Origin of the sequence: Pseudomonas sp. MBLB4123 (assembly GCF_051904775.1) — a bacterium.
Taxonomy (GTDB): domain Bacteria; phylum Pseudomonadota; class Gammaproteobacteria; order Pseudomonadales; family Pseudomonadaceae; genus Aquipseudomonas; species Aquipseudomonas benzenivorans_B.
Window position 1 is genome coordinate 1666301 of sequence record NZ_CP196711.1, and the last position, 24955, is coordinate 1691255.

Annotated in this window: 15 protein-coding genes; 7 read left to right on the top strand and 8 right to left on the bottom strand. The window is 66.1% G+C overall.

Annotation, left to right across the window (positions count from 1 at the left end; genetic code table 11):
* Position 1 precedes the first annotated feature (1 nt).
* On the bottom strand, positions 2-223 hold the full coding sequence (locus ACSX1C_RS07675) for a DUF2835 domain-containing protein (protein ID WP_439888939.1): 222 nt from the start codon (positions 221-223) through the stop codon (positions 2-4).
* A gap of 150 nt (positions 224-373) precedes the next feature.
* Between ACSX1C_RS07675 and ACSX1C_RS07680 the strand changes: the two genes are divergently transcribed.
* Positions 374-1282: a DUF6685 family protein gene (locus ACSX1C_RS07680; protein WP_439888940.1), complete on the top strand. Its 909-nt coding sequence runs from the start codon at positions 374-376 to the stop codon at positions 1280-1282.
* 6 nt (positions 1283-1288) lie between these two features.
* Here the strand turns inward: ACSX1C_RS07680 and ACSX1C_RS07685 are convergent, their stop codons facing one another.
* Together ACSX1C_RS07685 and ACSX1C_RS07690 are read right to left on the bottom strand one after the other, a co-directional pair.
* On the bottom strand, positions 1289-2251 hold the full coding sequence (locus ACSX1C_RS07685) for an IS1595 family transposase (RefSeq protein ID WP_439888941.1): 963 nt from the start codon (positions 2249-2251) through the stop codon (positions 1289-1291).
* Between the two features lie 120 nt (positions 2252-2371).
* On the bottom strand, positions 2372-7237 hold the full coding sequence (locus ACSX1C_RS07690; RefSeq protein ID WP_439888942.1) for an NAD-glutamate dehydrogenase: 4866 nt from the start codon (positions 7235-7237) through the stop codon (positions 2372-2374).
* Between the two features lie 406 nt (positions 7238-7643).
* Here ACSX1C_RS07690 and ACSX1C_RS07695 point away from each other — a divergent pair, with 406 nt between their 5' ends.
* The 6 genes from ACSX1C_RS07695 to ACSX1C_RS07720 all read left to right on the top strand — a co-directional run bounded on the left by ACSX1C_RS07695 (position 7644) and on the right by ACSX1C_RS07720 (position 14444).
* Complete coding sequence (locus tag ACSX1C_RS07695) at positions 7644-8603, top strand: AAA family ATPase (protein ID WP_318645879.1); 960 nt, start codon at positions 7644-7646, stop codon at positions 8601-8603.
* A 62-nt stretch (positions 8604-8665) separates the two neighbouring features.
* Positions 8666-9550 (top strand): DUF58 domain-containing protein, encoded by an 885-nt coding sequence (locus ACSX1C_RS07700; RefSeq protein WP_439889385.1) that lies wholly within the window; start codon positions 8666-8668, stop codon positions 9548-9550.
* Entirely contained in the window at positions 9547-10038 is a 492-nt protein-coding gene (locus ACSX1C_RS07705; RefSeq protein ID WP_439888943.1) for a DUF4381 domain-containing protein, read from the top strand. Before ACSX1C_RS07700 ends, ACSX1C_RS07705 begins: the two co-directional genes overlap by 4 nt.
* On the top strand, positions 10031-11062 hold the full coding sequence (locus tag ACSX1C_RS07710) for a vWA domain-containing protein (RefSeq protein WP_439888944.1): 1032 nt from the start codon (positions 10031-10033) through the stop codon (positions 11060-11062). The genes ACSX1C_RS07705 and ACSX1C_RS07710 overlap by 8 nt, the downstream gene beginning before the upstream one ends.
* On the top strand, positions 11059-12804 hold the full coding sequence (locus ACSX1C_RS07715; RefSeq protein ID WP_439888945.1) for a VWA domain-containing protein: 1746 nt from the start codon (positions 11059-11061) through the stop codon (positions 12802-12804). Before ACSX1C_RS07710 ends, ACSX1C_RS07715 begins: the two co-directional genes overlap by 4 nt.
* The gene (locus tag ACSX1C_RS07720; RefSeq protein ID WP_439888946.1) at positions 12801-14444 is read left to right on the top strand and encodes a BatD family protein; all 1644 of its coding nucleotides are present in this window, start codon (positions 12801-12803) and stop codon (positions 14442-14444) included. Before ACSX1C_RS07715 ends, ACSX1C_RS07720 begins: the two co-directional genes overlap by 4 nt.
* Before the next feature lie 229 nt (positions 14445-14673).
* Here the strand turns inward: ACSX1C_RS07720 and ACSX1C_RS07725 are convergent, their stop codons facing one another.
* From ACSX1C_RS07725 to pepN, 5 genes are all read right to left on the bottom strand, one after another.
* Positions 14674-17046: an efflux RND transporter permease subunit gene (locus ACSX1C_RS07725; RefSeq protein WP_439888947.1), complete on the bottom strand. Its 2373-nt coding sequence runs from the start codon at positions 17044-17046 to the stop codon at positions 14674-14676.
* A gap of 15 nt (positions 17047-17061) precedes the next feature.
* Positions 17062-18153, bottom strand: coding sequence for a WD40/YVTN/BNR-like repeat-containing protein (locus ACSX1C_RS07730; RefSeq protein WP_439888948.1), 1092 nt, complete (start codon positions 18151-18153; stop codon positions 17062-17064).
* A 195-nt stretch (positions 18154-18348) separates the two neighbouring features.
* The gene (locus tag ACSX1C_RS07735) at positions 18349-19719 is read right to left on the bottom strand and encodes a DUF1329 domain-containing protein (RefSeq protein WP_439888949.1); all 1371 of its coding nucleotides are present in this window, start codon (positions 19717-19719) and stop codon (positions 18349-18351) included.
* A gap of 65 nt (positions 19720-19784) precedes the next feature.
* Positions 19785-21752 carry a DUF1302 domain-containing protein gene (locus ACSX1C_RS07740; protein WP_439888950.1) on the bottom strand — a complete coding sequence of 656 codons (1968 nt, stop codon included), beginning with the start codon at positions 21750-21752 and terminating at the stop codon, positions 19785-19787.
* Positions 21753-22254: 502 nt separating this feature from the next.
* A complete protein-coding gene (pepN, locus tag ACSX1C_RS07745; RefSeq protein ID WP_439888951.1) occupies positions 22255-24915 on the bottom strand; it encodes an aminopeptidase N in 2661 nt (886 codons plus the stop codon).
* Positions 24916-24955: the final 40 nt, after the last annotated feature.

Genomic DNA, 24955 nt, shown 5'->3' on the forward strand with positions numbered 1-24955 from the left:
TTCAGTCCAGGCGCCGCAGGCTGAGCAGCTCGCCCTGGGGGCTGAACTCCAGGACGAAGGCGCCGTAGACCCCTTCATGGCTCAAGAACGGGCGGATATGATGGGCCGGCAGACTGACCCGTCGACCATCACGGCTCTCCAGCAGGATACGGTTGGCGCGTCCTTGGTAGACTGCACGCAAACGCTCGGCAGAGAGCGCGATATCCAGGAGTAGACAGGGCATGGAGGCACCTAAGCAGATGAATCCGGTAATCTTGCCACAAGCGCCGCACCGGCCCCTGCTCACCCGCACCGAGTCGCCCGCGCCTGCCCGTGCAGCGCCGGCTCGCCTCTGCCACACTGACACGGGTGCCCCTGGAGTTCCTAGTCGGCCATGAGTTTGTCCCAGCAGCCCAGTTCCCTGAGTTCACGCCTGACCGCTCTGGCCCAGCGCCTGGGCCTGATCGGCCGTGGCCAACGGCAGATACTCGAACGCGCCAGCCAGCTGCGCCTGCCTTTCAGCCCGCTGACGCCCCCCCGCGAGAGCATCTGCTGGCAGGAGGGACCACAACTGCACCGCCTGGTCGACCTGCCGCGCGATGCCCTGTCCGGACCGGTGCAGGAGGACAAGGCACAGGCCCGCGCCACGCTCATGCGCGTGGTCGAACTGGAGAAGCGATCCGTGGCTTCGCTGGATCTGCGGCAGATCGACGGGCTCTGCTGCGGCGATCCGCAACAGGCCTCTTTCACCTGCTTCGAGCAGTACGCGGCCAGCCAGACCTGCCGCCCGGTGCGCATCATCAGCTACAAGGACTTCATCAGGACCATCAGCCTGGCCCTGCCACGCTTTCTCGCCGGAGAACGCATCGAACTGCGTCAGGCCGACTGGCATGGCCAGCGCCTGTTCTGGGCCGGGGAACAGCACGGAGAGGCCTTCGCCTGCGCGGTCGCCTATGCACGCCGGCGCGGGCTGGAGATCGCCCTGCCAGCCGACCTGGCCCACTACCGCCTGAGCCCCGACGGCCTGGCGCAGCTGCAGCAGCACTACCATGTCCACGCCATGCCCGCCGCCGCCTGGAGCGACCCGACCTTCATGGGCCTGCTGCTGGACAAGGGCCTGCCCTATGCCCGCCTGTCGCTGCAGCGCAGCCCCGGTGCCGCCGAGTACCTGCTATTGCCCAAGCACTCGGCCGAGGCCCGGGCCCTCGGCGAGGGCCTGCGCCTGGCCGGCGCGCCGGATGTGGTCGCCCACCTCAAGACCCTGACCGACAGCCGCCCGCACACTCGAACCGCACCGGAATAAAAAAGGCTATGTCCCAATAGCGTGTTGCATGGTTCGTCCTACCGCCTCCTGGATGCAGTGAACCGGCCGAATGCCGTGCTGATAGCGCTCCAGCATACGGCGCCAGCCCAGATAGTTCGGGAGGTAGCGGGTGGCCACGCCATGAAAGCGGGTCATCCAGTTCTTCAGTCGACTGTGGTAGGCATTGACGTTCTGGATATGGAAGGCGCCCTGGCGCACGCGCTGGCCGGGGCGGGCATGCACGACCTGATGGGTGATGCCCTGCACCCGGGCGAAACTGGCATAGACCGCCGCTCCGTCAGTGCACAGCACGGACTCCTGATCGATCAGCGGCGCCAGCGCTTTGCGTACATGCACAGCATCGAGCTTGGCCAGTGTGAAGTCAGCGGTATGCCCCTCCCGGTCGCGCACCACCATCACCGGGATTTGGTCTTTCCCCGTGCCGCGGGTCACGCTGACCCCGCCTCGCTTACGCGGCGGCCGCGGTAAGTGTCGCTGACCTTTGAATGACTCCAGAAAGAACGTTTCATCCACTTCGACAATCCCGGTCTCATGGGTGGCGTGATGCTCGGCGGCTGCCGCCAGGAAACGGTGCCTCCAGAGAAACGCGGTGTTCTTAGTGATGCCGCACGCCTTGGCAGCCTTGCGCACGCTCAGCCCATTAATCAGTGCCTGGGCATAGTCTTTCCAGTGCTCGGGGTAGTGCAGGCGGGCAAGGCCGGTTGCCGACAACGCGGTACACGTCCGTCGGCAGCTACGGCAGCGATAGCGACGCAGACCACGCGACCACCCCCAGGGCGCGAGGTGTCTCGCAGCGGCCTGGCAATGCGGGCAACTCTGCAGCGCCGGCAGGTCATCAAGCACCGATGTTGTGGGCGGGCTCTGCAGGGCTTGATGAAGCGTGGATTTCTGCTGGGGGCTGAGCTGGCCTAGTTGAGCCAGCCAGTGGTGAAAGGCTTGAGTGTCCATGATGGGCAGACCTCCCGAGCGGATGCCTGCCTTTCAGATTAGTTCTTGCAACACATTGTTGCGACATAGCCATAAAAAAGCCCCGCACTAGGCGGGGCTCGATGACGCATCAGCCGCTACTCAGGGAATGCACACCCCGTGCTGGGCGCTCTGGGCCAGGTCCATCAGCTCGCGATTGGCCACCGCATACATGGCGTAGTCGGTCCCCGTCGCCGCGCGCAGCTCGCCCAGCATGGACTTCCAGCGGTTGACCAGCAGGCGATGCTGGTCCAGCCAGTGGGCCACGCGCGCCTCGATCTCCTCCGGCCCTTCGCCCATCTGCAATACGGAAACGGTGATCGCCCGCTGCTGCCAGTCCAGATCGTCGCGGAAGGCTTCCCGCGCCAATGCCTGCCAGTTGTTCTCCACCGGCAGGCTGGAGATCTGCTGCAGGTACCAGGACAGCTCCAGGGCTCCCCCCCCCACGGTGAAGTAGGCCGCGGCCACCTGGGCCGGCTCCTGGCCGGTGACATCCGAGGCCTCGATGATCGGCAGCAGGGTGTACAGGTGGCTGGTGCCGGCCACTACCCGCGCCAGCTCCTCCGGTACACCGGCCTCGACATAGCCCTGGAAGCGCGCCAGCCACTGTTCCCGCGCCGGCCCTTCGAGCAGCTCGTCCAGGCACAGCGCCAGGGCTTCGACGCGCGGCGCGAAGTGCGCCACGTCGCGCGCCGCATCCAGCTCGTTGCGCCGGCTGCGCAGGAACCAGCGGGTCGCGCGGCGCCCCAGGCGCATCAGCTCGTCCATCATCTGCAACTGCAGCTCGGCCGGCACCTGGTGGTCCAGCGCCTCGATCTGCTTCCACCAGTGCGGCAGGCGGAACACGTCACGCACTATCACATAGGCCCCGGCCACGTGGGCCGCCGTCATCCCGGTGCTTTCCTTCAGGCGCTGGACGAAGGTGATGCCCATGTGGTTGACCAGGTCGTTGGCAATCTGGGTGCTGACGATCTCGCGCTTCAGCCGATGGCTGCGCATGGCCTCGCCGAACTTGTTCGCCAGTTGCGGCGGGAAGGCGGTCTCCACCTCGCGCGCCAGGTACTCGTCGTCCGGCACCGTGGACTTGAGCAAGGCTTCCTTGAGGTCGATCTTGCTGTAGGAGATCAGCACCGACAGCTCGGGCCGGGTCAGGCCATGGCCGCTGGCCACGCGCTCGGCCAACTGTTCATCGCTGGGCAGGTATTCCAGGGCCCGATCCAGCTTGCCGGCCATCTCCAGCGCGCCGATCAGGCGGCGATATTCGCCGATCCGCTCGCGGGCGCGGCGTTGCGCCAAAGACAGCGCCTGGGTCTGCTTGTAGTTGTTGCCCAGCACCAGGTTGCCGACCGCATCGGTCATCTCGGCCAGCAGCTTGTTGCGCTGCTTGCCGGTCATGTCGCCGGCGGTCACCACCTCGTTGACCAGGATCTTGATATTGACCTCGTGGTCGGAGCAGTCCACACCGCCGGCGTTGTCGATGAAGTCGGTGTTGCTGGCGCCGCCGCACAGGCCGAACTCGACTCGGCCGAGCTGGCTCATGCCGAGGTTGCCGCCCTCGCCCACCACCTTGGCACGCAGTTCGTTGCCGTTGACCCGCAGGGCGTCGTTGGCCTTGTCGCCGACATCGGCGTGGCTCTCGCTGCTGGCCTTGACGTAGGTGCCGATGCCGCCGTTCCAGATCAGGTCGACCGGGGCCTTGAGCAGGGCATTGAGCAGCTCGGTCGGGGTCAGCTTGTCGGCCTGGATGGCGAAGCGTTCCTTCATCTGCGGGCTGATGGCGATGCTCTTGGCGCTGCGCAGGAAGATGCCGCCGCCGGCGGAGATCAGGCTGGTGTCGTAATCGGCCCAGGACGAGCGCGGCAGATTGAACAGGCGCTGACGCTCGATGAAGCTGCTGCCGGCATCCGGATTGGGGTCGATGAAGATGTGCAGGTGGTTGAAGGCCGCCACCAGCTGTAGCTGCTCGGACAGCAGCATGCCGTTGCCGAACACGTCGCCAGCCATGTCGCCGATGCCGATGACCGTGATGTTGTCCTTCTGCACGTTGATGCCGCGCTCGCGGAAATGCCGCTGTACCGAGACCCAGGCGCCCTTGGCGGTGATGCCCATGCCCTTGTGATCGTAGCCGGCCGAACCGCCGGAGGCGAAGGCGTCGCCGAGCCAGAAGCCGTAGTCGGCGGCGATGCCGTTGGCGATGTCGGAGAAGGTCGCGGTGCCCTTGTCCGCGGCGACCACCAGGTAGGGGTCGTCCTCGTCGTGGCGCACCACATTGGCCGGTGGCACGACCTCGCCTTCCTTGAGGTTGTCGGTGATGTCCAGCAGACCGGAGATGAAGATGCGGTAGCAGGCGATGGCCTCGGCCTGGACCTCGTCACGACCGCCGCCCAGAGGCAGGCGGCGCGGAACGAAACCGCCCTTGGCGCCGACCGGCACGATCACCGCGTTCTTCACCTGCTGGGCCTTGACCAGGCCGAGCACCTCGGTGCGGTAGTCCTCCTCGCGATCCGACCAGCGCAGACCGCCACGCGCCACCTTGCCGCCGCGCAGGTGCACGCCCTCGACTCGTGGCGAGTAGACGAAGATCTCGTACTTGGGCACCGGCTTGGGCATCTCCGGGATGGCCCGCGGGTCCAGCTTGAAGCTGAAATAGTCCTTGGCCTTGCCCTTGGCGCCCGGCTGGTAGTAGTTGGTGCGCAGGGTCGCCTTGATCAGGTCCAGGTAGCGACGCAGGATGCGGTCTTCGTTGAGCACCGCAACATCGTCCAGGGCGGTGAGGATGGCCTGCTCGAGCTTCTGCTGCTTGTCTTCCAGGTCCTCGGCGCTGAGCTTGCGCGCCAGGTAGAAGCGGGTCTTGAACAGGCGCACCAGCTCGCGGGCGATGTCCACGTGGTTGACCAGGGTGCTGGCGATGTAGCCGAGGTCGAAGCCCAGACGGATCTGCTTGAGGTAGCGGGCATAAGCACGCAGCAGCGCCACGTCGCGCCAGGCCAGCCCTGCGGTCAGTACCAGGCGGTTGAAGGCGTCGTTTTCCGCCGCGCCCTGGCTGATGCTGACGAAGGCGTCCTGCAGGTTGTCGTTGAGCTCCTGGATATTGATGTCCAGGTCTTCGGCATGGGTGAAGGAGAAGTCGTGGATCCAGTACTCGCGGCCGTCCCTGTTGCGCATATGGAAGGGGAACTCGCCGAGCACGCGCAGGCCGAGATTCTCCAGGATCGGCAGCACATCGGACAGCGGCAGCGGGGTGTCGGCATGGTAGAGCTTGCAGTGCAGCTGACGGTGACCCTGGGTCAGGGGCCGGTAGAAGCTCATCACCAGGGGGCGCTTCTCGTTAAGCTCGAGCAGGTGCTCCATGTCCACCACCGCCGAATGCGGCGCGAAGCGCTCGCGGTAGCCGGCCGGGAAGCCGCCGGGAAAGGCGGCCAGCACGTTGGTGCCCTGGGCTTCGCCGAAGTTCTCGACGATCAGGCTGGCATAGTCGTCCTTCCACGAACGGCAGGCCTGGATCACCTCCTGCTCGAGGCGCTGCGGGTCGATCTGCACCTTGCTCTTGGGGTCGACGCGCAGGATGAACTGCACCCGCGCCAGCACCGACTCGGAGAAGAAGGTCCAGAACTCGCAATCGCTGGCCTGCAGGCGCTCCATCAGCACCTGCTGGATCTTCTGGCGGATTTCGGTGGAGTAGATGTCCCGCGGCACATAGGCCAGGCAATAGTAGAAGCGACCGTAGGGGTCCTTGCGCACGAACACCCGCAGCTTGTTGCGCTCCTGGATCTGCACGATGCTCATGGTGGTGCTGAACAGGTCGTCGACCGGGGTCTGGAACAGGTCGTCGCGCGGCAGCACTTCCAGCACCTGCTCCAGTTCCTTGCCCTGGTGTCCCTTGCTGTCGAAGCCGGAGCGCTGAATGATCTCGGCGACCTTGCGGCGGATATAGGGAATGCGGTTGACGCTGGCGGCATACACGGCCGAGGTGTAGAGGCCCATGAAGCGGCACTCCTTGACCACCTGGCCCTTGTTGTTCAGCTCGCGGATGGAGACGAAGTCCGGGTAGGCCGGGCGGTGCACGCGGCTCGGCTGCGCGGCCTTGGCGAAGGACAGCAGTAAGGGTTCGCGCAGGTAGCTGACCGCCTCCGGCTCGATATGCAGCTCGTCGCTCTTGAGCCCGCTGCGCAGGGTCTTGGACAGGCCGAGCAGGGACTTCTCGTCATACACCAGGGCGCCGCCACCGGCCTCGTCGACCACGCTGAACTCCTCGTAACCGAGGAAGGTGAAATTGTTGTCCAGCAGCCAGGTCAAGAACACCTTGATCTCGTCCACTTCGCCGGCGTCCACCTTGAGCTTGGCCTTGTCCAGCCAGGCCAGCAGTTCGTGGGCCTTGGCCTTCATCGGCTCGAAGTCGGCCACCGCCAGGCGCACGTCCCCGAGCACCTCCTGCAGGGCCGCCTCCAGGGTGTGCAACTCGGCCTGGCTGGCGCAGCGATCGATCTCCAGGTACATCAGCGCCTCGAGCTGCATGTCCTGGGCCTGCCCCCCCTTGGGCAACAGCTCCACCAGCTCGCCGGCGGCGTTGCGGCGCACGTTGAGCACGCTGTTCTGCAGGGTGTGGATGCTGTAGCCACGGCGATTGAGCTCCATGCGCACCGAGTCGACCAGGAACGGCTGGTCGCGGTGCAGGACCTCGACGGCGGTATGGGTCGACTGCCAGCCGTGCCGTTCGTAGTCCGGGTTGAACACCCGCACTTCGGTGTGCGCAGGGTCGAAGCGTGCCAGCAGGCGCCAGGCCGAAAGCGTGCAGCCGACCAGGTCGGAGAGGCGTCGCTCGGTGAGTTCCTCGAGAGAGATGATGCCGAAGAATCGCTCGGCAAACAGGCTGATCTGGGACAGGGCCTGCTCACTGACGTGCTGCGCCAAGGCCGCTTGCAGTTGTTGCTGGAAGTCGGCTTTGCTGGCAGCCGTAAAGAACGCCATGGTTGTGCTCCATTTGGCTTGTGATTCGACTTAAGGCAGTCGTGGACCGTGACTGACACCGCAACGTGTAGCTCAACGTTAGTTCATGCAGAGGCTGCTACCTCAACCGAGCCCCTCTACACCCAGACCGGGCCCAAGACCCACTGGTCACATTTGCCGACGAGCTTAACGAGCGAGGCCCGTGCCGCGCTTCTGGCGCTGCGACATTTTCTTTCAAGGCTGCTCCCAAGCAGGCCGCAGCCGCACTCGTACGCCGGCATCGAGGCTGGATATCGCGGTACGGGCACAAGACACCGGTGGCCAGACCCGCGGCAACCGCATAGCCGGCGCCCCGGCAAATGCATTAAAGTCTAGGCCGTCGTTGCGCCCGGCACGACACGCAGCCCCCTCCTGAAAGAGCCCGACGATGGAACACCGTGAAGCGCTCGTCGCCCTGCGACACTTTCTTGCGAGCCAGATCCTCGGCCAGGAAAAACTCATCGAACGCCTGTTGATCGCCCTGCTCGCCGACGGCCACCTGTTGGTCGAGGGCGCTCCGGGCCTGGCCAAGACCAAGGCGATCAAGGAGCTGGCCGAAGGCATCGAAGCCGAGTTCCACCGCATCCAGTTCACCCCCGACCTGCTGCCCGCCGACATCACCGGCACCGAGATCTACCGCCCGGAAACCGGCAGCTTCGCCTTCCAGCAAGGGCCGATCTTCCACAACCTGGTGCTGGCCGACGAGATCAACCGCGCCCCGGCCAAGGTGCAGTCGGCGCTGCTCGAGGCCATGGCCGAACGCCAGGTCAGCGTCGGCCGCAGCACCTACGAGCTGTCGCCGCTGTTCCTGGTGATGGCCACGCAGAATCCGATCGAGCAGGAGGGCACCTACCCGCTGCCCGAGGCCCAGCTCGACCGTTTCCTGATGCATGTGCGCATCGGTTTCCCGGACGCCGCGGTGGAACGCAAGATCCTCCTGCAGGCCCGCGGCGAGGCACTGCACGGCGAGGCCAAACCGGAGCAGCGGGTCAGCCAGCAGGCGATCTTCGCCGCCCGCCGGGAGATCCTCGGCCTGTACATGGCCGACGCGGTGGAGGAGTACCTGGTGCAGCTGGTGATGGCCTCGCGCACCCCGGCCAAGTACGACCTGGAGTTGGCCGAGTGGATCGCCTACGGCGCCAGCCCGCGCGGCACCATCGCCCTGGACCGCTGCGCGCGGGCCCACGCCTGGCTGGCCGGACGCGACTTCGTCAGCCCGGAAGACATCCAGGCGGTGCTGTTCGACGTGTTGCGCCACCGCATCATCCTGTCCTTCGAGGCGGAAGCCGCCGGCGTCGACCAGGACCGCGTGGTGCAGCGCATTCTCGATGTGGTCGCCGTCGCTTGAACCCTCTGCATGCCCTGCCCACGCAACCCGGGGTGCGGGTCAATCTCGCCGAACTGATCGAGATGCGCCACCGCGTGCGCGAGGTGCAGCTGTTCTCCACGCCGGCGCGGCGCAGCCCGCTGATCGGCCTGCACCACTCCAAGCTGCGCGGCCGCGGCGTCGACTTCGACCAGGTGCGCGTCTACCAGGCCGGCGACGACGTGCGCAGCATCGACTGGCGGGTGACCGCGCGCACCCAGGAACCGCACACCAAGCTGTTTCACGAGGAGCGCGAGCGGCCCACCTATATCCTGGTGGAGCAGAGCCAGCGCCTGTTCTTCGGCTCCGGCCTGGTATTCAAGTCGGTGCTCGCCGCCCAGGCCGCGAGCCTGATCGGCTGGGCCGCACTGGATAACAACGACCGCATCGGCGGCCTGGTGTTCGGTAATCACGAACAGCACGAAATCAAGCCGCGGCGTAGCAAACAGAGCCTGCTGCAACTGCTCAATCGCCTGGCGCAGGCCAACCAGACCCTGCACAGCGAGCTGGCTCAGCGCCGCGACGACCTCGGCCTGGCCCTGCGTCGCGCCCGCGAGGTGCTGCGTCCCGGGAGTCTGGTGGCACTGCTGTGCGACGAACGCAGCCTCAACGACAGTGCCGAGCAGCAACTGCAACTGCTGGCCCGGCACATCGACCTGCTGCTGCTGCCGCTGTCCGACCCGCTCGATCACGCCCTGCCGGCCGCCGGTCTGCTGCGTTTCGCCGAACGCGGCGCACAGCTGGAACTCGATACCCACGACGCCGAGCTGCGCCAGGCCTACCGGGCCCAGGGCGAAGCCCGCCAGGCACGCTGGCAACGCCTGGCGCAGAAACTCGGCGTACCCTTGTTGCCGCTGAGCACCCAGAGCGAGATGATCGAGCAACTGCGCAGCCACCTCAACCTGCACCCGCCGAGGAAGCAGCCTTGAATCCGCTGGACCGGCTCGAACCGCTGATCGCCCCCGCCCCCGTCGGCTGGTGGCCGCCGGCGCCCGGCTGGTGGCTGCTCGCCCTGCTCCTGCCACTGCTGCTCTGGGGCCTGGTCCGACTGCTCAGGCGCCTGATGAGTCAGACCGGAACACCCGCGAACGAGCGGCTCGACCCCGTGCGTCAGGCCGCCCTGACGGAGCTGGAGCGGCTCGCCAGACCCTACTACGGCGCCGAAGCCGGCCCCTGGCTGCAACAACTCAACGCCCTGCTCAAGCGTCTGTGCCGCCAGCGCTACCCGGACAGCCACAGCCACACCCTGAGCAGCCGTGCCTGGCTGGCCTTCCTCGACAACCGTTGCCCGGCGGCCGGGCTGACCCGCTGGATGATCCTGGTCGAAGGCGCCTACCGCCCCCAGTGCCGCCTCGACGACAAGGCCATCGATGGCCTCAACCAGGCCGTCGCCACCTGGATCCGCAAGCATGTTTGAGTTCGCCTGGCCCTGGCTGTTCCTGCTCGCCCCCCTGCCCTGGCTGCTGCGCCTGGTGCTGCCGGCGGCCGACAGCGGGGAGGCGGCGCTCAGGGTCGGCTTCCTCGACGAACTCGAAGCCCTGGCCGGACGCCGCGCCCGCGCCCGCCTGCCGGCCTGGCGCCAGCAGGCCCCCTTTGCCCTGCTGTGGTTGCTGCTGCTCGGCGCCGCCGCCCGCCCGGAATGGGTCGGCGAACCGCTGCCGCTGCCGGCCAGCGGTCGCGACCTGTTGCTGGCGGTGGATGTGTCGGGATCGATGGACTATGCCGACATGCGTTGGGAGGACGAGGAGGTCAGCCGCCTGACCCTGGTCAAACAGCTGCTCGGCGACTTCATCGAAGGCCGTCGGGGCGACCGGGTCGGCCTGATCCTGTTCGGCAGCCAGGCCTACCTGCACGCCCCGCTGACCTTCGACCGCCGCACCGTGCGCACCTGGCTGGAGGAGGCGGTGATCGGCATCGCCGGCAAGAACACCGCCCTCGGCGACGCCATCGGCCTGGCGGTCAAACGCCTGCGCCAGCGCCCGGCCGACAGCCGGGTGCTGGTGCTGATCACCGACGGCGCCAATACCGGCGGCGAGATCGAGCCCCTGACCGCCGCCCGCCTGGCCGCCGAGGAAGGGGTGCGGATCTACCCAGTCGGTATCGGCGCCGACCCGCAGCAGGGCGGCGTGCTCGGCCTGTTCGGCCTCAACCCGGGCCTGGATCTGGATGAGCCGACCCTGCATGCGATCGCCGAGGCCACCGGTGGCGAGTACTTCCGCGCCCGCAACGGCGACGACCTGCGCCGCATCGAAGCCAGCCTCGACCGCCTCGAGCCGGTGAGCCAGCAACCGACCCTGACCCGTCCGGCCATGGCCCTGTATCCCTGGCCACTGGGCGTCGCCCTGCTGTTCAGCCTGCTGCTGGTGGCCCGAGAACAGGGGACCGCCATTCGCCAGCGGCTCCAACGCCTCGCCCCGCACCACTGGCGCAAGCAGCCATGATCGAGCTGGCTCCCACCGCCCTGTGGCCCCACTGGCTGAGGCCCTATTGGCTACTGCTGCTGCCCCTGCTGGCCTGGTCGCTCTGGCAACTCTGGCACCGCGAGAAGCGCGCCGGCCGCTGGCAACTGCTGCTGCCGGCGGCCTTTCATGCAGCCCTGCTCAGCAGCGGCCAAGACCGCACCAGCCGCCTGCCCTGGATCACCCTCGGCCTGGCCTGGCTGCTGGCCCTGCTGGCCCTGCTCGGTCCGAGCTGGCAGCGGCTCGAGCAGAGCGCGCTGAAACCGGCCGATCCGCTGGTGGTGCTGCTCGAGCTGACGCCGGCGATGCTCGCCGGCGACGCCCCGCCCAACCGCCTGGAACAGGCAAAACGCAAGGTGCTCGACCTGCTCGCGGCTCGCGAGGACGCGCAAACCGCGATCGTGGTCTACGCCGGCAGCGCCCACACCCTGGTGCCGCTGTCCGACGACCTGGCCACCAGTCGCAATCTGCTGGAAGCGCTCAAACCCTCGATCATGCCCGAGCCGGGCCGACGTGCCGACCTGGCCGTGGCGAAGGCCCTGAGCCTGCTCGAGCAGGGCGGCCAAGGCCAGGGTCGCCTGCTGCTGATCGGCAGCGCACTGGACGAACAGGAGCGCCAGGGCATCGCCGAGGCGCTCGAGGACCGCCGCGAACGCCTGCACCTCCTGGGTGTCGGCACCCCCCAGGGGGCGCCCATCGTTCAGGAGGACGGCAGCTTCCTCAAGGACGCCCAAGGCGGCATCCTCATCCCGCGTCTGGACAGCGCCAACCTCAGCCGCCTGGCCCGGGACGTCGGCGGGGCTTACCGCAGGCTCAGCCTGGACGACCGCGACCTGCGCGACCTCGGTCTGCTCGCGCCCTCCCAAAGACTGCGCGACGATGGCGACGCCGTGCCACTGCAAGCCTGGGCCGACCAGGGCCATTGGCTGCTCCTGCCGCTGCTCTTGCTGGCGGCCTGCGCCGGCCGCCGCGGCTGGCTGTTCTGCCTGCCGCTGCTGCTGAGCCTGCCCCAGACCGGCCTGGCCGCGAGCCTGGACGACCTCTGGCTGCGCCCCGACCAGCAGGGCCAACGCCTGCTCGAGGCCCAGCGTCCGGCCGAGGCGGCCAAGCGCTTCGACAACCCGCAATGGCAAGGCCTGGCCCTGTACCAGGCCGGCGACTACGCGGCGGCCGCCGAGCGTTTCGCCCAGGGCAGCGACGCCACCGCCCATTACAATCGCGGCAATGCCCTGGCCCACAGCAACGAGCTGGAGGCCGCACTGGAGGCCTACGACCAGGCCTTGGCGCTGCAACCCGACCTGCTCCAGGCGCAGAAGAACAAGGCCTTGATCGAGCAACTCCTGCAAGGACAGCCGCCGCAGCCCCAGGAGCAGGAGCAAGACCAAGCCGAAGCGCAGAACGATCCGGCCGAGGCCAAGTCAGCCCAGGTCGGCCAGCCCGAGGGCCAACCCGCCAGCCCGCAGCCCGGCCAGCCCCCCCCTGGCGGCCCCCAGGAGCCGGCCGCTCAGTCGCAACCGAGCCAAGGGGAAGAGGCCTCGCCGGAACCGGAGCCGACCCAGCCAAGCGACAGCGACGCGGTAGAGCGAAGCGCCGCCGAAGCCTTGGATGGCGAGCGGCGCCAGGCCCTGGAACAATGGCTGCGGCAGATTCCCGACGATCCGGCGGAACTGCTCAAGCGCAAGTTCTGGTACCAACAGCAACAACGCCAGGAACAGATTCGATGATCCGCCTGCTCTGCACCCTGCTCCTCGCCCTGCTGGCCCTCCAGGCCAACGCCCAGGGCCTGAGCGCCAGCGTCGACCGCACCCGCCTGAGTGCCGGCGAAAGCGTCGAGCTGACCCTGGAGTCGAGCGACGTCACCCAGTTCGGCAAGCCGGAACTGGCACCGCTCGACGAGCTGTTCGAGGTACTCGGCACCCGCCAGTTCAACCGCCTGAGCACGCTGGACGGCGAGTCGCGGGCCACCACCCGCTGGGTCATCACCCTGCAGCCCAAGCGCAGCGGTTATGTGGTGGTGCCACCGCTGCGCCTGGGTGAGTGGCACAGCCAGCCGATCACCCTGCATGTGCTGGAGCCAGAGGCCGCAGCACCCGGCAATCGCATGGCGCCGGTATTCATCGACGCCAGCCTGGACCAGGAAAGCGTCTACGTGCAGGCCCAGAGCGTGCTGACCCTGCGTATCTACCATTCCGTCTCGCTGTACGACGACAGCAGCCTGACACCCCTGGAAATCCCCGAGGCGCGGGTCGAAGCCCTGGGCAAGCCACGCACCTACGAGAAGGACATCAACGGCATCCGCCATGGCGTGATCGAGCTGCGCTACGCGATTTTTCCGCAGCGCAGCGGCGAGCTGACCATCCCAGCACAGGTGTTCACCGCCACCCTGGTCGACCGCTCGCGCAACAACCAGTACCAGCCGTTCGGCCCCCGGCCAGGCAAGGTGACCCGGGTGAGGTCGCCGCAGATCCCCCTGCGGGTCAAGGCCAAGCCGGCCGAGTACCCGAGCGACGCGCCCTGGCTACCCGCCCGCGCCCTGAGCCTCAGCGAGGCCTGGAATCCCGAGCCACAAGGCGCCAAGGCCGGCGACTCGCTGACCCGCAGCCTGATGCTCAAGGTCGAGGGCCTGTCCAGCGCCCAGCTGCCGCCCCTGCCGGCGACCAGCGTCGAGGGACTGCGTCGTTACCCGGACCAACCCCAGCTGGGCAACCAGGCCGGCGAACAGGGCCTGATCGGCAGTCGCGAGGAACGTGAAGCCTTGGTACCCAGCCGCAGCGGCCAGTTCCAGTTGCCGGCGGTGGAGGTGCTCTGGTGGAACACCCGGGAGGATCGCCTGGAACGCAGCAGCCTGCCCGCACGCACCCTGAAGATCGCCCTCGACCCCAGCCTGGAGAGCGAGCCCCTGCCCGCCGAGGTAGCCGCTCCCCTGGCCGAGAGCGGACCGGCACTCTGGCCCTGGCAACTGAGCAGCGTCCTGCTGAGCCTGACCACGCTGCTCGGCTTCGGCCTGTGGTGGCACGCCCGCAGTCAACCCGCGGTGCACCGAGCTGGCCAGACCGGACCCAGCCCACGCACCCTGCTCGACGACCTCAAGCGCGCCTGCCTGGCCAACGACCCCCATGCCAGTCGCCATGCCCTCGACGCCTGGGCGCGGCAGCAACCGGAGACCCTGGCCGAGATGGCGGCGCGCTTCACGCCACTGTCCGACGCCCTGGACGACCTGAACGGGGCCCTGTACAGCGAAGCCGGCCAGCACTGGCAGGGCAAGGAGTTGTGGCAGGCGATCGGCCATCTGCCCATCGCCCTTGGCGATGGCGGCCAAGCCGCAACGGACACCAGCCCCCTGCCCCCCCTGTATCCACGCTAGCTAACGCTCTAAAGCGCCGTACCCGGCGCCCCGGCTCCTCGCCAACAGTCCCCTACGCCCAGTCCGGAAAGAGGCGAGCAGCGGATGACCGCGGCCCGTCGGCGCCGTCGAACATTTGTCCACCCGACCATAACCCATCGGCGCCCGCCTATAACCCCGCCGTCCGGACCGTGAAAAACCAAGCAAAAAAAACGCGGCCCGAGGGCCGCGTTCTTTCAACCGCGCTCGATCAGACCGTGGCCGCCGTCAGCGCCTTGGCCCGCAGTTTCTCCGGATTGATCAGGAAACGTGCCAGGGCCGGCAGCAGCCAGACCGCGCCGAGCATGTTCCAGAGGAACATGAAGGTCAGCATCAGACCCATGTCGGCCTGGAACTTGATCGCCGAGAAGATCCAGGTGGCCACGCCGATCGCCAGGCACACGCCGGTGAACAACACAGCCTTGCCGGTCGACTTGAGGGTCTCGTAGTAGGCCTCCTGCAGCGACAGGCCCTGGCGCAGGTAAGCCTCCAGGCGACTGTAGATGTAGATGCCGTAGTCGACCCCGATGCCCACGCCGAGGGCGATCACCGGCAGGGTGGCGACCTTCACGCCGATGCCCATGTAGGCCATCAGCGCGTTGCCCAGCACCGAGGTCAGCACCAGCGGCAGGATCACGCAGAGGGTGGCGGCGATGGAGCGGAAGGTCAGCAGGCACATGAAGCTCACGGCCGCGTACACCGCGATCAGCATGGTGGTCTCGGAGGCGGCGATCACCTCGTTGGTGGCCGCCTCGATACCGGCGTTGCCGGCGGCCAGTACGAACTGCAGGTTATCCGAGCTGTTCTCCTTGGCGAACGCCTCGGCCACCTTGACAACCCGCTCCAGGGTCTCGGCCTTGTGGTCGTTGAGGAACACCAGCACCGGCGCCACCGAACAATCGCTGTTGTACAACCCCTCGGCGCGGGCGATGGAGTTGTTCAGCACGTCCTGGTTGCGCGACAGGGTTTCCCATTTCAGGTTGCCCTCGTTCATCCCCTTGATCACCTGGCGCGACACCGTGACCATGGAGATCGCCGACTGTACGCCCTCGGTGTTCTCCATCTGCCACATCAGCTCGTCCATGGCGGCCATGGCCGGATAGGTCGAGCAACGTTCGGTGGCGGTCTTGGCCATCACCACCAGCACGTCGGAGCTGGTCGAGTAGTTGCGGATGACGAAGTCGTTGTCCAGGTTATAGCGCGAATCCGGGTGCAGCTCCGGGGCGCCCTGATCGAGGTCGCCGATCTTCAGGTTCTGGCCGTACCAGATGCCGCCGCCGAAGGCGCCGAGGGCGATGACCACGGAGATCGGTGCGACCATCGGGTGGGCGAAGTTGGAGATCAGGCGCCACAGCGGATGGTCCTTGGCGGCCTCCTCGCGACTCTTCTTCACCGCGCGCTGACCGATGCCGATATAGGAGATCAGCACGGGCAGCAGGATCAGGTTGGTCAGGATGATCACCGCCACGCCCATGGACGCACCGATGGCCAGCTCGCGGATCACGCCGATGTCGATCAGCAACAGGGTGACGAAGCCCACGGCGTCGGACAGCAGCGCCACCAGGCCCGGGATGAACAGCTGACGGAAGGCCATGCGCGCCGCCGACAGGGCATCGGTCGCCTCGCCCGAGGCCATGGCGATGCCGTTGATCTTCTGCACCCCATGGGAGATGCCGATGGCGAACACCAGGAAGGGCACCAGCATCGAATAGGGGTCCAGGCCGAAGCCCAGGGTGTGCAGCAGGCCGAGTTGCCAGATCACCGCCACCAGGGTGGTCGCCACCACGGCCAGGGTGCTCTTCACGCAATGGGTGAACCACAGCAGCAGGACGAAGGTGATGCCGATGGCCACGGCGAAGAACAGCGCCACGCCGATCAGGCCGTCGATCAGGTCGCCGACCTTCTTGGCGAAGCCGATGATGTGCACCTTGACGTTGGGGTTCTGCGCCTGGAACTTCTCGCGGATCTTCTCCTCCAGCTCATGGGAGAACTGCTGGTAGTCCAGACGCACCAGCTTGCTCTGGTCCTCGGGGTCCGGATAGGACTCGAGCAGCGGCACGTCGACGATGCTCGACTTGAAGTTGTTCGCCACCAGGCGGCCGATCTGCCCGGACTTGAGGATATTGCTGCGCAACTCCTCCAGGCTTTCGCCGGAGCCGTCGTAGGTCTGCGGAATCACCTCGCCGCCGGCGAAGCCCTCCTCGGTCACCTCGGTCCAGCGCACGCTGGGGCTCCACAGCGACTTCAGGCCGGAACGGTCGACCCCGGGGATGTAGAAGACCTCGTCATGGATCTGCCGCAGGGTCTCCATGTACTCCTTGCTGAAGATGTCGCCGTCGACCGCTTCCACCGAGATGCGCACGGTGTTGCCCAGGTTGGCCAGGTCGTTGCGATGCTCGAGCATCTTCTGGATGTAGGGATGGCCCAGGGGGATCATCTTCTCGAAGCTGGTCTGCGGGCGCACCTGCGCCGCCTGGTAGAACAGGAACAGGCTGATCAGCAGGCACAGCAGAATCACCGCCGGGCGGTTGTTGAAGATCAGGCGTTCGAGGAGCGACGCAGGTTGGTGTTGATGCTTACTCATGCGGAGGCTCCCGGCTTATTGTTGTTGGGCCAGTTCGGCGCCAGTCGGCGTGGCGGCATGCACACCGCCCTGCCCCACCAGAATCAGATTGCCGTTTTCCAGCGCGGTCACCCCGGCCAGGGACAAGCGGTCGGGTCGGTTGGTCAGGTTGAAACTGCGGCCGTTATCGCTGCTTTTGAGCACGGTGCCGCCATGCCCGACCACCACGATCGAGCCATCGGCCAGTCGGCCGCCGTCGGCCAGGCCGAACTCCAGCGGACCGTTGCTCGGGGTATGAACTTCGATCTGCTGCCAGCTGTCGCCGAAATCGACGGAGCGGAACAGATGGCCACGCAGGCCGTAGACCAGCAGGCCGTCCGCCTCGCCGGTAGCCAGGGCGCCGAACAGCGACCCCTCGTAGGGGCCCTGCAGGGTCTCCCAGGTCTGCCCGAAGTCCCGCGAGCGGAACATGGCGCCCAGTTCGCCGACGATGAACAGGCCGGCGTTCTCGACCTCGACTATGGCGTTGAGGTGGTAGCCATCCTCGTTGTCCATGCGCTCGCTGACGTCTTCCCAGCTCGCGCCGCCATCGCGGGTTTCCAGCAGCGCGCCATAGGCGCCGATGGCGAAACCCTGGTTGCGGTCCTTGAACCAGAGATCGAGCAGCGGCGCTTCGCGGTCGCGGTCCTCGAACTGCTTGACCCAGGTGGCGCCGCCATCGCGGCTGGCGAGGACCTGGGCATCGTGGCCGACGGCCCAGCCGTGCTGGTCGTCGACGAAGAACACGGCGGTGAGCATCTGCCGGGTCGGCACCTTGGCCTGGACCCAGGTGCTGGCGTTGTCGTCGGAGTAGAGGATATGCCCGCGATCGCCCACGGCGACCAGGCGCTTGCCGGCCCGGACCACATCCAGCAGCAGGCGCTGCGAGGCTTTCGCCGACTCGATGGCATAACGGGGAGCGGGTTCGGCGGCCTGCGCCGGCGCAGGCAAGGCGGAAAGCGTCAGAATGGACAGCGCGGTGCACAGCGAGAGCGCTTGGGCCAGCGGCGAGCGGACGCGCAGCGCCGACCAGCACGACAGCCGCGCAACATGTCCGGTGTGGGTGCGCCGCATGACGGGCTCACTCATATACCTTCCCCCTTGTTGTTATAGGTGGTTCTGCCTGTTGGCAGGCGCTTATGCTACTGAGCTTTGGAAAGGCCTGACAATCGGCGCGACGTTATGTTTTGTTAAGGGAAACCCCCGTGATTGACGGCCCATTCGACCCGCAGATGCAAAAAGGCCGCTACTGTTGTAGCGGCCTTCGTCTGACACTACGGGAGCTTAACGCGTGCCGCGGCGACGCAGGGCGGCCGGCTTGAAGTAGCCGTCGTCCGGAATCGGCTGGCTGAAGTCGATGGTGCTCGACTCCTCGTTATCCAGGTTCTGCACGTGGTAACGACGCGCCTGCAGGTCGTGGAACACATCCAGCGCGGACCAGGTGGTCGGCAGGTCGTAGTAGTTCTTCAGGTAGGCCAGCGACACGCGCCACAGCTCGCCGCGGCCGTCGTACTGGTCGACCACGGCGGCCTGCCAGCTGTCCTCGTCGAGGTACAGGGTGCGCTTGGAGTAGATATGCCGCGCGCCGGACTTCAGCGTGCCCTCGACCACCCACACGCGGTGCAGCTCGTTGCGGGTCAGCGCCGGATTGAGGTGACCCACCTGCAGCAGATCGGCGTACTTCACGTCCGGGCTGGTGACGGTGTAGTTGTTGTAGGGGATGTAGATTTCCTTCTTGCCCACCAGCTTCCAGTCGTAGCGGTCCGGCGCGCCGTTGAACATGTCGGTGTCGTCGGCGGTGCGCAGGCCGTCCGCGGCGGCGATCGGCGTGTCGTAGGCCAGGTTCGGCGCACGACGCACGCGGCGCTGGCCGGCGTTGTAGCCCCAGGCCTGGCGCGGCTCCTTGATCTGGTCCAGGGTCTCATGCACCAGCACCGCGCCACCGGCCAGGCGCGCCGGGCTCTTGGTGAAGGACAGGTAGTAGAACATGATGTTGTTCAGGTCGGCGTACGAACCCTGGGGGTTGTAGAACTTGAACATGGCCTCCTGCTGCGAGGTCACCAGGGAGTAGCTGCCATTGCGCTGCACCGCCACTTCCGAGGCACGACGCACGATGTAGCTGCCACGGTAGCGAGCGATATGGTTCCACAGCGCCTCGACGCCGTTCTGCGGAATCGGGAAGGGGATGCCGCCGTAGGCATCGGAGAAACCGTTGCCACCATCGACCAGCTTGGCACTGGTGGCGTTCTTGATGCTGTTGTCGTACACCCACTGCGGCGCGGAACCGGAGCGGCGGCTCTGGTACACCGGCATCTGGTAGCTGCTCGGGTAGGCGTTGAACAGGGCGATCTGACCCGGGGTCAGGTTGTCCTTGTACTGCTCCAGGTTGGACTTGGTGATGGTGAACAGCGGCTTGTCGCCGGCGAACGGGTCGACATGGTGCTGGCCCGGCTTGCTGTAGCCGGCCGGCGCCTGGGTGATCCCGCCGGTCCACTCGGGAATGGTGCCGGCGGCATTGCTCGCCTTCTCGGCGCCGAAAGGCGTCAGGCTGGCGCCCAGCTTGGCCGCTTCCTGCGGCGCAACCGCCGCCAGCGCGCTGCCGGCGGACAGCGCCAGGGCAACGGCAGCGCCCATCAAGGTGTGCTTTCTCAGCATCGCATTTCTCCGTAATCAGATTGCACCGGGCACCTGTCGGCACCCGGAAAATTTCTCGTTAGGACTTAGAAGGAGTACTTGACGTTGACGCCGATGTTGTCGCGGTCGCGCGTCGAGTTGTTCTGTCCGGCGCCATAGAACTCGGTGTATTGCAGTTCGGTTTCCAGGCTGTTGAGGTAGCTGGCGCGTAGGCCGACGGTGTAGGCCTTGCGTCCCTCGATGAAGTTGCCGGTCTGGTGCGAATTGCCTTCGAAGTCATGCTTGTACACGGCGAACGGCGACAGGTTGACCCCGGCGTAGACGTCGTTCCAGGTGCCCGACAGCATCAGGGTGTAGCCGTAGGCGTTCTTGTTGACCTGGTCGCCGCGATCGAAGCCCGAGACATAGGCGCTGTTGGGACGACCAGCGTAGTAACGCCTGGTGCCGTCGTACGCGTTGTAGTGCAAACTGTCGCCGCGAAGGTGTTCGGAGGCCAGTTCGGCGACACCGAACAGCGAATCGAAGCCCAGGGTCGGACCGAAGTTGTAGATAGTGCCCAGCGAGGTGTTGAAGGCCTCGACCCGGGTGGAGTTGTGAATCTCATCGGTTATCTGCACTGCTTGCCCACCGATATTCACGATACGGCCATCAGCCAACAGCGCGGCCTGACTGAGCAAATCACCCAACAGATCATTGGTAGCGGCGATACCGACAGGCAGGTTTGGCCGATAGGACAGCTCACCGAACACGGAGGCCTCACCTACGGTGGTGTTGAAGCTCATGCCGTACATGCGGATGTCTTCGGCGTATTCGCGACGACCATTGACCTGATTGGCCAAATCAACAGCCGCCGCGCCGTTCACCAGCCCCAGCACGGCTTCGGCGCCGGAGACCCCGGCCGCTTCGGCCGTGACCAGGTCATCGTAGCTGGCGAAACCGCCCAATCCCGCGAGCTGATCGATATCCAGACCGGCATAGCTGCGGCTCACATCCGCATAGATGGTCGGCTCCTTGGCGTGGTAGTTGACGAAGAAGAAGCCGAATTCGGTGGAGTTGAGCTCTTCGGCGATATAGCGGAAGGCCACGCCGAACTGGCCATCGTTCTTGGCGTTGAGATCGGAGCCGATACTGGCGACCTTGAACACGCCGGTCGAGTCAAGATACTGGGTGCCCTGTAATCCGGCGAAGTTGCTGGCAACCAATGCAGGATAGAGCGATTGAAAAAGCGGACTGCTCAAGTCTTCAACGGTGGTATAGGCCGTATTGCCACCATCGGCGAACAGGTCGGTCTCGGAGAAATAGGTGCCCACCGGGTCGATGGCCGACTCCTTCCAGTTGAACTGGTAGAAGGTCTCCATCGACAGGTTATCGGTCAGGCCGATGTTGAAGTTCAGCGCCTCCACCGGCACCAGCACTTCCTTCAGTTCGGAGCCGGGCAGGCGGAACTTGGCCGCGTCCACCGGATTGGTGGTGTTGATGCCGCCGCGGTAGAAGATGCCCTCGCCCCAGTTGAACACCTGGCGCCCCAGGCGCGCGGTCAGCGGCATGTCGCCGATATCCCAGTTGCCGTAGACATAGGCGTCGAGGATCTGTGCGTCGCGCCCGGCCTTGTGGCGGGTCTCGGAGGTGAAGTGATTGTCGTGCGGGAAGCTCTGGCTCGGCTGCACCGGATCGTTGGCGCCGAGATAGTCGTTGCGCTTGTCCATGATCTGGGTGTCATAGAACGCCGTGCCGCGGATGAAGGCCCCGTAGTTCTGGTAGGTCACTTCCAGGTCCGAAGTGATCTTGAACACCTCGGAAACCAGGCCGGTATCGAAGTTGCGATTGCCGTCGTTGGTGTTGATGTCGTTGTTGCTCTTGTCCCGACCCTGCACACGCCAGAGCTGACCATAGGAGACGGTGGTGTCGATGGAGCCGGCGATTTCGTTGTCGGCGAAGCTGAATTCCACCGCCTGGGCCTGGGCGGCTACCAGCAGCGGCAAGATGCCAGCAAAGGCGAAGCCGGCCTTGGCCGGCGCGAAACGCAATACGGGCTTGCGGGCATTAATTTCCATCGAGACTTCACTCCAGGACAGATCGTTCTTCTTTTCGCGCCCGATAACGGGACACGGCACAGCCGTACTGACGACGGCCTAGGTTGATTGGCAGGAAACGCCCAAGCGCGCTCACGCGCGGTTCAGCACTGGCATGCACCGATGCGGAGCCAAAACCCCGGCGGCTATTGCAACCATGGTGCCAATTAAAACGGTCGTATAAAAACAGGCCAGCATCCTGCGAGCCCGGCCCTAGAGCCACTTTGTGACCGATCAGACACTGATCAATGGGAATGAATACACATCAGGAACAGAGAATCCTGTCCTACGATCCGACAGCCTCAGTCATTCCTTCTATCGATAGACAGGTATTCGTTTTCAGGAAATGCAGACACAGTCAAGCCGCACCGCGGCAATCTAAAGTAAGAAAGCGCATAAGCGATGTCGTTTAAATTTCACTTGGTAACAAAAAAGTGTTACCAACCAAAGATCGGTAACACTTTCACGCGGGCGCGGATGAACCTCAGGCGAGGCTCTTGCTGACCACCTCGAAGACGTCGCTGGACAGCTCGCCGGAGGCCAGGATGCGCTCCAGCTCGGCCCTCATCAGGCCCTGACGGGCGCCGTCGTACTTGCGCCAGCGCGTCAGCGGCGCCAGCAGGCGCGCGGCGATCTGCGGGTTGAGGGCGTTGAGGCTGATCACCTGGTCGGCGAGGAAGCGGTAGCCGCTGCCGTCGGCCTGGTGGAAGCCCAGCGGGTTCTGCCCGGCGAAGGCGCCGATCAGGGCGCGCACCTTGTTCGGGTTCTTCAGGGTGAAGGCCGGGTGCTGCATCAGCTGCTGCACCCGCTCCAGCGCGCCGGGCAGGCTGCAGGCGGCCTGCACGCTGAACCACTGGTCCATGACCAGGGGGTTGTCCTTGAAGAACTCGGCGAAGCTGGCCAGAGCCTTGGCCTTCTCCTCCTCGTACGGCGAATTGACCAGCACCGCCAGGGCGGCGAGGCGCTCGGTCATGTTGTCGCACACCTCGAACTGCTCCAGGCAGGCGGCCAGCACCTCGGCCTTGCCGTCGAGCATCAGGTAGGACAGGGCGATGTTCTGCAGGCTGCGGCGGGCGAAGTGCGCGGCCTCGGCGACATAGGCACTGTTGCGCGACGCCTCGCGGTTGGCCTGGTAGCGCTGCCATAAGGGTTCGAACAGGGCCTCGGCCAGTTGCCGGCGGGCGAACTCGCGGGCGCCGTGGATGGCCTCGACATCGGCCACCTCGCTGATCTCGGTGAGATAGCCCTCCCCCGGCAGCGACAGCATCTCGGCGACCATGGCCTGATCCAGTTGCTCGTCCTCCAGCACGCTGCGCAGGGCGCTGGTCAGGCGCGGGTCCATGACCAGGGCTTCGCCGCGCTGCTGCTGGCCGATCAGCTCCTGCAGCACCTGCACCGCCAGCTGCTGGCCGGCCTCCCAGCGGTTGAAGCCGTCGCTGTCGTGCTGCATGAGGAACATCAGCTGATCGCGGCTGTAGGGGAAGCTCAGCTTGACCGGCGCGCTGAAGCCGCGCAGCAAGGAGGGCAACGGCTTGGCCTCGATGCCCTCGAAGACGAAGCGCTGCTCGGCCTCGGTCACCGACAGCACCCGCGAGGTGCCCACTGCTGCCGCCTCGCCGGCCAGGCGCAGCGGCAGGTCGTTGCCCGCCGCATCCAGCAGACCCAGCGCGACCGGGATGACGAACGGCAGCTTCTCGCTCTGCCCCGGGGTGGCCGGGCAGCTCTGGCGGAAGGTCAGGCTGTAGGTCTTGGCGCTGGCGTCATAGGCCTCGCTGACCGCCAAACGCGGCGTGCCGGCCTGGGTGTACCAGCGTTTGAACTGGCTGAGTTCCTGGCCGCTGGCGTCCTCCATGGCCTTGACGAAGTCGTCGCAGGTCACCGCCTGGCCGTCGTGACGCGCGAAGTACAGGTCGCTGCCCTGGCGGAACGCCTCGGCGCCGAGCAGGCAGTGGATCATGCGCAGCACTTCCGAGCCCTTCTCGTAGACCGTCAGGGTGTAGAAGTTGGAGATCTCCATGTAGGCGTCCGGGCGCACCGGGTGGGCCATGGGGCCGGCGTCCTCGGCGAACTGGTGGGTGCGCAGGTAGGCCACGTCCTCGATGCGCTTGACCGTGCGCGAGTTCATGTCGGCCGAGAACTCGGCGTCGCGGAACACGGTGAAACCTTCCTTGAGCGACAGCTGGAACCAGTCGCGGCAGGTCACCCGGTTGCCCGACCAGTTGTGGAAGTACTCGTGGGCCACCACCGCCTCGACCCGCTGATGGGCGGCGTCGGTGGCGGTCTCGGCGCGGGCCAGCACGCAGCTGGAGTTGAAGATGTTGAGGCCCTTGTTCTCCATGGCGCCCATGTTGAAGTCGTTGACCGCGACGATCATGAAGATGTCCAGGTCGTACTCGCGGCCGTAGACCTCCTCGTCCCACTGCATCGACTTCTTCAGGCTGTCCATGGCGTGCTGGCACTTGTCGATGTTCTCCGGCTCGACATAGATGCGCAGCGCCACCTCGCGGCCACTCAGGGTGGTGAAGCTGTCCTCCACGCACCAGAGGTCGCCGGCCACCAGGGCGAACAGGTAGGCCGGCTTCTTGAACGGATCTTCCCAGGTCGCCCAGTGCCGGCCGCCTTCCTCCGGGCCGCTGGCGACCGGGTTGCCGTTGGACAGCAGCACCGGGTAGCGATGCTGCTCGGCGCTGACCGTGGTGGTGAACTTGCTCATCACGTCCGGACGGTCGAGGTAGTAGGTGATCTTGCGAAAGCCCTCGGCCTCGCACTGGGTGCAGAACATGCCGCCGGACTTGTACAGGCCCTCCAGCGCGGTGTTGCTTTCCGGGTGGATGCGCACGCTGCTGTCGATGACGAAGCGTTCCTGCGTCGGTTGCAGGCGCAGGTGGCTGTCGTCGAGCTGGTAGTCGGTCTCGCTCAGTTCCTCGCCATCCAGCGAAAGCGACAGCAGTTCGAGCTGCTGGCCGTCGAGTATCAGGGGCGGCAGTTCGCCGCCGGCGCACGCGGGGTTGCGGCGCATCACCAGCTGGGCGTGTACCAGGCTGTGGTCCTCGAACAGCTCGAAGGTCAGGTGCGTCTCGTCGATCAGATAATCCGGCGCCTGGTAGTCCTTGAGGTAGATCATCTTCGGTTGTTCGGTACGCATGGCTTGTGGCCCTTCTGGTTCAGAGCCCGGTTCGGCCCGA